The 9376-nt window shown below is 57.1% G+C and carries 12 protein-coding genes and 1 tRNA gene; all 13 read right to left on the reverse strand.

Translation table 11 applies throughout. The annotated features are described in order from the left end of the window. Window positions 1-464 (reverse strand): AAA family ATPase (locus ACETWG_05895; protein MFB0516120.1); only part of this gene is annotated, 464 nt, incomplete at its 3' end. Then, complete coding sequence (locus ACETWG_05900) at window positions 442-813, reverse strand: VanZ family protein (protein ID MFB0516121.1); 372 nt, start codon at window positions 811-813, stop codon at window positions 442-444. The genes ACETWG_05900 and ACETWG_05895, both read right to left, overlap by 23 nt. Beyond that, complete coding sequence (locus ACETWG_05905; GenBank protein ID MFB0516122.1) at window positions 810-2345, reverse strand: NAD(P)H-hydrate dehydratase; 1536 nt, start codon at window positions 2343-2345, stop codon at window positions 810-812. The genes ACETWG_05900 and ACETWG_05905 overlap by 4 nt, the downstream gene beginning before the upstream one ends. Next, a complete protein-coding gene (gene acpS / locus ACETWG_05910) occupies window positions 2342-2695 on the reverse strand; it encodes a holo-ACP synthase (GenBank protein ID MFB0516123.1) in 354 nt (117 codons plus the stop codon). Before acpS ends, ACETWG_05905 begins: the two co-directional genes overlap by 4 nt. After that, complete coding sequence (locus ACETWG_05915) at window positions 2692-3384, reverse strand: TIGR02253 family HAD-type hydrolase (protein MFB0516124.1); 693 nt, start codon at window positions 3382-3384, stop codon at window positions 2692-2694. Before ACETWG_05915 ends, acpS begins: the two co-directional genes overlap by 4 nt. Before the next feature lie 83 nt (window positions 3385-3467). Continuing rightward, window positions 3468-4778 (reverse strand): tetratricopeptide repeat protein, encoded by a 1311-nt coding sequence (locus tag ACETWG_05920; GenBank protein ID MFB0516125.1) that lies wholly within the window; start codon window positions 4776-4778, stop codon window positions 3468-3470. Between the two features lie 222 nt (window positions 4779-5000). Continuing rightward, window positions 5001-5084: transfer RNA gene (locus ACETWG_05925), tRNA-Leu, on the reverse strand. A gap of 16 nt (window positions 5085-5100) precedes the next feature. After that, window positions 5101-5487 carry a preprotein translocase subunit SecG gene (gene secG, locus ACETWG_05930; protein MFB0516126.1) on the reverse strand — a complete coding sequence of 129 codons (387 nt, stop codon included), beginning with the start codon at window positions 5485-5487 and terminating at the stop codon, window positions 5101-5103. After that, window positions 5484-6266 carry a triose-phosphate isomerase gene (gene tpiA, locus ACETWG_05935; protein ID MFB0516127.1) on the reverse strand — a complete coding sequence of 261 codons (783 nt, stop codon included), beginning with the start codon at window positions 6264-6266 and terminating at the stop codon, window positions 5484-5486. Before tpiA ends, secG begins: the two co-directional genes overlap by 4 nt. Next, window positions 6263-7444 carry a phosphoglycerate kinase gene (gene pgk, locus ACETWG_05940; protein MFB0516128.1) on the reverse strand — a complete coding sequence of 394 codons (1182 nt, stop codon included), beginning with the start codon at window positions 7442-7444 and terminating at the stop codon, window positions 6263-6265. Before pgk ends, tpiA begins: the two co-directional genes overlap by 4 nt. Before the next feature lie 28 nt (window positions 7445-7472). Continuing rightward, entirely contained in the window at window positions 7473-8138 is a 666-nt protein-coding gene (locus tag ACETWG_05945) for a ComF family protein (protein MFB0516129.1), read from the reverse strand. Between the two features lie 8 nt (window positions 8139-8146). Further along, window positions 8147-9046 carry an ROK family protein gene (locus ACETWG_05950; GenBank protein ID MFB0516130.1) on the reverse strand — a complete coding sequence of 300 codons (900 nt, stop codon included), beginning with the start codon at window positions 9044-9046 and terminating at the stop codon, window positions 8147-8149. Between the two features lie 10 nt (window positions 9047-9056). Continuing rightward, window positions 9057-9376: hypothetical protein (locus ACETWG_05955; protein ID MFB0516131.1), on the reverse strand; the 320-nt coding region annotated here is incomplete at its 5' end.

Consider the following 9376-nt stretch of genomic DNA (forward strand, 5'->3'; position numbering starts at 1 on the left):
GCATTCACCTCCATGAGACGGTAGTACGTGTGAGCCAGTACTTCGCGCTCTGGCATCAGACCGGCGTAGGCGTCCAGAAAATCGATATGGGTGGCCACCCGCAGCAGAGATTGGTGTTCGTGCTGACCGTGAAGATCAATCTGGGAAGCGGTAATGGTTTCCAGGTCGCTGAGCTTGATTGGCTCGTCATTCAGGAAAATCCGGGAGGCACCGCCCGCGCGGACCACCCGGCGAATAATCCAGGTATCTTCACCGCTGACTAATTCACCCTCCACCACCGCTGCCTCTTCACCGGTACGGATGATATCTCCGGCGGCCCGACCTCCTACCAACAGGCCAATAGCATCAATCAGGATCGATTTGCCAGCACCGGTCGCCCCGGTGATCATGTTCAGGCCCGGACTGAAAGAAACTTCCAGCTCACTGATAACAGCCAGGTTCTTAACTAGTAGGCGCCTGATCACGGTAATATTTCCACCCAATGTACAGCAAGCTGCCGAGCACTACCCCCACCACATCGGCCACCCAATCGGCTAAGCTGTTGTCCCGACCGGGGATCAGTATCTGGTAGGTCTCATCTAGGGCACCAAAAGCAGCTGCTATGAGCAGGGTAAATAAAAAAAGCTGCCCCAGTACCATCACCCGATAACCCGCAGCGTGGCTGACTAAGATGCCGAAAATGAAGTATTCACCCATGTGGATCAGTTTGCCGTGGGTCAGCCATTTCACATCGGGGAAGCTCTTCCCGGGAATGGAAGATAGTCCGATAATCAGCACGGCGTACAGGAACGCCCATAGCGTAGCCCGCTTCATACTATGCGGTCAAACTCGGCCAGTGCCAAAGGAAGTTGCTCCAGTATGTGGAGGCTGGTCATACCGGCAGCGCCATAACGCTGCCGAACCTCATCGCCGGCCCATCCGTGAAGCCACACTCCCATTGTGGCTGCTTCGTCGCTACTGTAACCCTGACTGAGCAACGTGCCGATCACCCCCGACAACACATCCCCACTGCCGGCGGTAGCCATGCCGGGATTGCCGGTACTGTTCACTACAATCTCCCCGGAGGTGAGCAGTGTCAGCGTGGGGGCTCCCTTCAGCACCACCGTATGCGGAAAATACGCCTGCACCTCACGCAAGGCACTCACCGGATCGGCCATTACCGCTTCCAGATCATGGTCAAATAATAGGGCAAACTCCCGCGCATGGGGTGTAACCACCAACTGGACCTCCGCCGCCGTCAGCATATCCACATTCCCGTTGAAAGGAGTGAGACCATCAGCATCGAGCAGCGTCGGCCCATCCAGATGCTCAAAAATAGCCCGCACAAACTCCTTCACCTGAGGACTGCGAGAAAGGCCCGGCCCCAGAACTACCGCCGTGCACCATGCCAGCGACTCCCGGATAGCCGTTATGTGCTCCGGCAGAAATGTGCCCCGGTTGTGATCCTCCAGACTCAGCGTAATCACCTCGGGCATAGTCGGGACATATAAATGCTGAATGCTCGAAGGGCAGGCGGCGACTGTGAGGCCCGACCCGGAAAGAATAGTGGCCCTGGCTGCCAGAACGGCCGCACCGGTCATACCCAGCGAACCGGCGATAACCAGGGTTTTCCCCTGACGGTGCTTGAAGGTTCGCCGCGGCGGAAGACGGTACCACCGGGCAAAATCATCCCGGGTGAACTGGGTGATGCCGGATTCCTCCTCCTCGAAATAGCCCGGATCAAAACCGATGTCGGCCACCACCAGCTTGCCGCACATATCCGAACCTTCATTGATCAACAACCCCACTTTGGGATACCCCATCGTAACCGTCACATCCGCCTGAACCACCTGCTCCCAAACCTGGCCCGTGTCGGTATGCAAGCCAGTAGGAATGTCAACGGAAAGAACCGGTCCCGAAAACTCATTGATCGCCTGAACCCATTGAGCTATCGGGTCCCTAACGGGTTGATCGACGCCTATGCCCAGCAAGGCATCAATGACTAAACCCTGATCCGGCCAGGCCACCTCCTCCGGCAGGACCTTCTCCCTGACGTTGATCCCGGCTTCCTGGTAGGTGGCACCGACAACCTCATCCATTTCCTCGGTTTTTCCCAGCATAACGACGCTGCATTGGTAGCCCCAGGAAGTAAGGAAGCCAGCCGCTGCAATCCCATCTCCGCCGTTGTGGCCCTTGCCACAGACCACCAGTATGGGACGGGTCGTATCACTTCGCAGCAGTTTACCCGCCTCAATGGCCACGGCCCGACCGGCATTACGCATCAGATCCACTTCAGTACGGGTCCCCGAACGGATAGTATACCGGTCCAAGGCGCGACAACTATTCGTAGTCAGAAGGTTAATCATGGAGACTCAAGCACGGCTGTAGCTACGGCGTAATGGTCCGTATGGCTGATGGACACATGGATCTTCTCATTGCGACCAATAGTACTGACGAGCGGCGCCCCGCTGGGATGGCGATGGACCGGGATCTGCTTGAATAAAACTAGCTCCGTGCGACCGGCCGAATAGAGGGCCTTCTTTACCGCTTCCTTGGCGGCAAACCGACCGGCAAAATGCAGCGCGGGCCGTAACTGCTGCTGACAATAGATGATCTCATCCGGCGTGAAAATACGGCCTAGAAACCTGTCCGCCCACTTCGCAATCAAGGACTCAATGCGGGCCACTTCCACCAGATCGTTCCCGACATAAATCATGACAAGTTCCGCTCCCGGATAATGTCGATCAACTGGTAAATGTCTGCCAAGTCATAATCGGCCCCCGATTCCTGGACATCCAGAGTGTCACCGTAGCGGGCGAAGGCCGTAGTCATTCCCACCTGTCTGGCCCCCACCATATCTCTCTCAGGCCAATCACCCACCATCAGGGCCTCCTCAGGCTTGATCCCAAGCAAGTTACAAATTTTATAGAACGGTTCGGGAGCCGGTTTTTGCACCCCAGTATCATCAAAGGTCACTACCGCGTCAAACAGATGGTGCAGGTTGAGATAACACAGACGCATCCAGGCTTCGCGACTGGGAGCATCCGAGACCACTCCCAGCTTCAGCCCCATCTTGGCTAGCGTCATCAGGGTCATGTTCACCCGGGGGTAGAGCATCAGGGAGGCCTCCCGGGCACGACGATAGGCCACAATGGCCGACGCCAGATACCTGTAGTCCACCTTGCCGGTGGCCTGCCGCAGATATTCATCAAAGACCTCCTGGTACTCATAGCCCTTCTCATCATAGATCTTCTTAATGATCGCGACAGCCTGCTCCTTTACCACCATCAGGCCGGCCTCCACCATGGCATCCACAGCAGCCCGGATGGCGGCATCCTTCATCTTCATGAAATCAAGAAGGGTATTATCCAGATCGAAAATGACCGCTTTAATACGGCTCCGCATACCTCATCCAACCAGAATGGGAAGAATAAAGCCCCGCCCTGTTGTATCCCGAGCGGGGCTTGTATGCTTCAGCCAATACAAGGCTACCTGTTAGGGGACTCTAATTGCTTCAGTTCGTACTCCGCACTTCTGCGGATACTGGCATCGCGACCTTTCTGAGCATTCCTGAAAGCCTCGATCGCCGCCTGCCGATTGCCCAGCGCCTTCTCCGCCAGTCCCTTTTCGTACCAGGCATATTCAAACGTCTTCTTCAGGTCGGTGCTCCGTTTGGCCATCTCTCTGGCCTTTTCATAATTCCCAAGCTCATTATAGACGTGGGCCAAGCGCCAGGCAGTCACGTGATTCCCGGGCTTGAGCTGGACCGCCTGTTCCAGGTATTTCTGCGCTTCGGCCCAGCTCTCCCGCTCGCTGTAAATCTCACCTAAGTATTCGGCAACATCCCCATTCTTGGGATTGATGGTAATAGCGGACGTGAATAGCTCAATAGCCTCATTGGGCCGGTCGCGTCGCAGCACAGCCCCCAGGCCCTCCAGAGCCTCATCGGATTTCGGATCGTGAGATATCGCTGCCCGGAGAACGGCCTCTGCTTCTTTCAATCGGCCCTCTCTCCGCAGAATATCCCCCTTGTCAATATAAGCGATAATGTAATCGGGCTCGACAGCGATGGAACGGTCCAGGGCCTTAAGGGCAGCAGCGTTATCGCCCATCATCCGCTGGCAATAGGCGATCTTATGATAGGCTAAATAAAAGCTGGAATCCAGTTCAGTGGCTTCCTGATAGACGGCCAGGGCAGATTCCCAATCGCGGGCTCGCAGAAGACGGTTACCCTCATTGTACTTGTCAGCTACCAGATTGCGCAACGCCGCGGCGTAGCGGGGATCATTAGGGTTGTAGCTCTGCGCCCGGCTAAAAGCCTCAGCGGCCTCTTGCAGTCTCCCAGCCATCATCAAAGCCATCCCCAACCCAAAATAGGCGCTGGCAAAAGTAGGATAGTCTTCAATCACCTTCTCGTACCGGGCGACGGCCCCCATATAATCCCGCTCGTCGTAAGAGCGCCTGGCATTACTCATGTCTGAACTCAGCACCGCGATTCTCTCAGCCGTGGCACGGTACTCTTCGTTGCGGGGATCATTCTCAATCGCGGCATCAATGTTCTCCTGGGCACCCAGCAGATCATCCTGAATCAGTGCTATTTTGCTGAGCTCAAAATAGGCCGGCGCATAGGTGATATTGGTCTCAACGATGGTCTGGAGCTGCTGCTTGGCCGTATCGTAGTTCTGCGCCGCCATGTTTTCCCGGGCCTTCATTAATAGTTCACCTAAATCCTGGCCCCCAACCGCAGACACCAAAATGGCGCTGGAAACCATGATCAGAGCTATTCGTAACCGTCCCATCTTAACTACCTTGTATTGTTACCTCCAAAATACATACGCCGCCCGCTTTTAAAAGGTTCAGGCTATTAAATATACCTGTCCGCCCTCCCTGCTGAACTCCTGTCCCCTATACTCACAGTGCTCTGAATATATGAATATATAATAGTCTTCTCACTTCGCTACCGGAATAGCACCCATCAGCAAGCTATGATTTACAGCACCTTAAAGCAGCAAATCAGGTTGTGCCGAAGGCGGGACTCGAACCCGCACAGGATTTCTCCCACTGCCCCCTCAAGACAGCGTGTCTACCAGTTCCACCACTTCGGCGTTTGTATACTACCCATCACGGATTTGGAGGAGGTTGGTCTTCACTCGGAGGCAAAGGCAACTCCCCTGGGCTGGCGGCCTCGGGCAACTCCATTTCAGTAACCGGCTGCAAAGGGACCGTCTCCCGTTGGGCAGCCCTCTGCCGCACGATACTATCTTCGCTGCTCACCCGCGGCCGGCCCACAATGGATATCAAAATCGCCAGCACCATGAACGCGGCCGCTAGACCGGTGGTCAGCCTAATCATCAATTTGTCCGCTCCATGACCCCCAAACATCGCCGTAGAGATGCCGCCACCTAAACTGCCGGCCAGTCCACCACCACGCCCCGACTGCAGTAATATCACCACAACCAATAGGATTGCAACTAAAACGTGAAAGAAAATTAAAATACCGTAAATCAAGGATTCACCTTAGTTTCTAGCATTGAAATTTCTGCAATTTTATAGTATTCGTCAATATCCAAGCTTGCCCCACCAATAAGGAAACCATCCACACCCGGCGTGCGCATAAGCTCGGCAGCATTAGTGGCTTTGACACTGCCACCATATAACACCTTGACCCGATCACCGGATAACGTGGAGAACAGCTCCTGGAGAATTGCTCGCACCTGGGCGTGGGCTTCACCCGCCTGTTGGGGAGTGGCCACGACGCCGGTCCCAATCGCCCAAACGGGCTCATAGGCGATAATCAGCTTATCAACCGGAAAGGTCTCCAGGCCCGCCAGGTCCTCCTGCAGCTGCTGCCGTAGGACTTCCTCGGTAGCACCACCCTGCCGCTCTTCAAGGCGCTCACCAATACAGAGAATCACCTGAAGTCCCGCATCAAGGGCCGCCGCTATTTTCGCCCGAATGTCTGCATCCTGCTCATGAAAAATGTGGCGTCGTTCCGAATGCCCGATGATCACCCACCGACAACCGCACGCCAACAGCATGCGGGCGGACGTTTCCCCCGTATAGGCGCCCTCCGCAGCCGAATGCAGGTTCTGACCACCCAGCTCAATGCGAGTATCCTTCAGCGCCTCGTGAATGTGAAAGAGCCCCGTTGCCGATGGAAACAAAATAAACTTAACTCCGGAGAGATTCAAGGCCTTTGTCCTCAACTGGCAGGCGAATTGGTACCCCTCCTGAGGCGTCTTATACATCTTCCAATTGGCAGCGACGATCGGTTCGCCGTTGCTCATGTCAATACCTCCAGCGCCGGCAGAACCTTGCCGGTTAGCAGCTCCAGCGAGGCTCCGCCCCCGGTGCTGATATGCGTGAAGTACTTGGGATCTGACAATTTATCAATTGCGGCGGCAGAATCACCGCCACCCACCACCGATAGGGCCCCCTGCAATGTAGCATCGGCAATGGCGGCAATGATCATCTCGGTACCGGTCTGGAAGGCCGCCCACTCAAACACTCCCATGGGACCGTTCCAGAAAATGGTGCGCGCCCCTTCCAGGGCCTGACTGAATTCAACACAGGTTTCAGGTCCAATATCCACGCCGATCTCCTCTTCCGCCAGCTCCTCCAGGGGAACTACCCGCCAGGCAGACTCTGCCGACATACCCTCCGCCGCTACCACATCCCGCGGCAGGGAAACCTGTACACCGCGGGATTCGGCTGCCTTCAGAATATCGCCGGCCTCTCCAAGGAGCGCCTCATCCACCAGCGAGCCGCCTACGTCAATTCCCCGGGCTTTGAGAAAGGTGAAGGCCATGCCGCCCCCGACAATCAAGCGATCCGCCTGATTTAGCAGCTGGTGGAGAAGCTCCAACTTCCCAGCCACCTTGGCACCACCCAGAACCACGGCAAACGGCCGCTGAGGAGCATCCAGTTTGTCCCGCAGGAATTGAAGCTCCCGGGCCATCAGAAAACCGATGCCGGCCTGATCAAAATGGGCGACCACCCCGACATTGCTGGCATGGGCGCGGTGGGCGGTCCCGAAAGCATCATTGACGTAGACCGTCCCGTGACGGGCCAGGCGGGCAGCGAAATCGGAATCGTTGGCCTCCTCACCCGGATAGAAACGCAAGTTCTCCAGAAGATGCACCTGGCCGGGTCGCAGCTGCCGGCTCACTCCCAACGCTTCATCAGACACACAGTCCGAAGAAAATAAGATGTCCTGCTTGAGTAGAACCTCCAGCTCCTCGGCTACCGGCAGCATGGTTAAATCCGGAACCGGCCTGCCTTTGGGCCGACCCAGATGAGACATCAGAATGACCGCCGCACCTTGCTCCAGGCAGTACTTGATCGTTGGCAGGGCCGCCCGGATACGAAAATTGTCGTCCACAATCCCATCATCCAGCGGAACGTTAAAATCGACCCGCATGAGGACCCGCTGATCCTTAAGATTGAGTTGCTCGATTGTCTTCATGACTCAGATCACTCCAGTACAAAAAAAATTACTCCCCTTTTAGCGGCGTCGCTACCGCTAAAACGGCCACCTCCCCATAGCCCCCAGCCCTCAGCGCCAGGGCACAGGCGGAAGCCGTAGCCCCGCTGGTCAGCACATCATCCACCAGCAGCACGTTCCTTCCATCACCGGCCCGGCTGGTCCGAAAGCTGCCGCTTACATTCTCACGGCGCTCCTCTAGCGACAGGCCCGTCTGAGAGCGCGTCCAGCGGTGCCGCACCACCAATCGATCCTCCATAGGCAGCCCACTCCAATCGCCCAGCCCTCGGGCCAAGACCCCCGACTGGTTATACCCCCGCTCACGCAGCCTGGTACGGTGCAGCGGGATGGGCACCAAAACATCAAAATTACCCCAGGGTATCTCCCCCTCCATCAGGCGAAACACCGCCTCACTGAGCCGATATCCGATCCGCCGATGCCCCTGGTACTTCAACAGGTGAATCAAGGTCTCCATCGCCTCGTCATAACGGAAGGCGCACCAGACGTTGTCCAGCTCCGCGTTCACCAGAACCCCCTCCTGCCACTGCCCCAGACCGGTCGGGGACAGGCTCTCCAGGCAGTGCCTGCAGACGGAGCGCTCGCCATCAAGCGGAGCGCTACAGAGCACGCACAGTGATGGAAAGAGGAGCTCGAGTGGATTGGGTAAGTGGCCCATTATCGGCTTCACTCATCTGTCAGGGGCACCTGGCTGGCTGCCCCGTAGAGGGCTGCCAGGTTACCCAGCTGGGATGGCACCACCTTGAGATTCTCCCGCGGCAGAGTGAAGATGTGGCGCTGCAGGCTCTCCAGCATGGCCGGGCTGAAATACTCCCACGCCCCCGCCATGGCGCCGCCCACTACTATGATATGCGGGTCCAGCAGGTTTACCCCATGGCTCAGCGACAGACCCAGCACGCGCCCGTATTCCCGCCAGGCCGCCAGGGCCGTAGCATCTCCCTCGTCCGCCAGCCGGCTCACCTCTTCGGGCGAATCAGCCCTGCCACCCAGGCTGCGATAGGTCCTCAGCAGCCCGCGGATACTGACATCCTCCTCCCAGGAATGGTCTTCCTCTCGCCAGACTGACAGACCATATTCAGCCGCGGTTCCCGTCGCCCCATGAAATACCTTCCCATTCAGGACAATGCCCCAGCCAAAACCGGTACCCAAAGTTACCCCCAGCACGTAGGGATACCCTCTGCCGGCCCCCCGGTGGGCCTCGCCTAGCACAAAGACGTTGGCATCGTTGTCCAACCAAACGGGAACCCCTGCCGCCACGCTCATACGGGGCTTTAAAGCAAAGCCATTCAGGATCGGCATATTGGGCGTCTCGATGACCGTACCCCGCTGGATGTCCAGGGGGCCGGGGGAACCGATGCCGATACCCGCGAGGCTGTCTGGACCGTCACCCAGCTCGGACATACCGGCCTCAATGCTCGCCAGCACCTGCTCCACCAGCGCATCCCCGGAGGTCAGCGAAGAAGTAGGTACCGCAGCACACCGTTGGACTAATTCCAGATGGTCGTCGAAGAGGCCCGTCTTGATTGAGGTACCCCCGATATCGACACCAGCGGCATACCTGGTCATGATCGGTCGCCTATGGCGTCTGCGACGTGTCTATTTCCGCCGGTTCAATCAGAAGGGTATCAACAAGGGTAGTATCCACGGCGAGGGTATCAGGAATAATAAGATTAACCGCGGAGGTGTCAACCACCAGGGTATCCGGTTCTGCCTCCGGTTCCGGCACGGCCAGGGTATCGATAGTCACCGGCTCTGGCTCTACAGTTTCGACTACTGCTGGCTCCGCAACCTCCGCTTCCAACTCCACTGCCGGGGCAGCCAGGGTATCGATTATTACCGGCTCTGGCACTACAGTTTCGACCGCTGCTGGCTCCGCAACCTCCGCTTCCAACTCCA

It is taken from the genome of Candidatus Neomarinimicrobiota bacterium, assembly GCA_041862535.1.
Lineage (GTDB): Bacteria > Fidelibacterota > Marinisomatia > SCGC-AAA003-L08 > TS1B11.

Coding starts and splice junctions, on each gene's coding strand:
- acpS (MFB0516123.1), bottom strand. CDS start 2,695: ATGATTTATGTCGGGAACGATCTGGTGGAAGTGGCCCGCATTGAGTCC.
- ACETWG_05945 (MFB0516129.1), bottom strand. CDS start 8,138: ATGGGCCACTTACCCAATCCACTCGAGCTCCTCTTTCCATCACTGTGC.
- ACETWG_05915 (MFB0516124.1), bottom strand. CDS start 3,384: ATGCGGAGCCGTATTAAAGCGGTCATTTTCGATCTGGATAATACCCTT.
- ACETWG_05950 (MFB0516130.1), bottom strand. CDS start 9,046: ATGACCAGGTATGCCGCTGGTGTCGATATCGGGGGTACCTCAATCAAG.
- pgk (MFB0516128.1), bottom strand. CDS start 7,444: ATGAAGACAATCGAGCAACTCAATCTTAAGGATCAGCGGGTCCTCATG.
- ACETWG_05920 (MFB0516125.1), bottom strand. CDS start 4,778: ATGGGACGGTTACGAATAGCTCTGATCATGGTTTCCAGCGCCATTTTG.
- tpiA (MFB0516127.1), bottom strand. CDS start 6,266: ATGAGCAACGGCGAACCGATCGTCGCTGCCAATTGGAAGATGTATAAG.
- ACETWG_05900 (MFB0516121.1), bottom strand. CDS start 813: ATGAAGCGGGCTACGCTATGGGCGTTCCTGTACGCCGTGCTGATTATC.
- ACETWG_05905 (MFB0516122.1), bottom strand. CDS start 2,345: ATGATTAACCTTCTGACTACGAATAGTTGTCGCGCCTTGGACCGGTAT.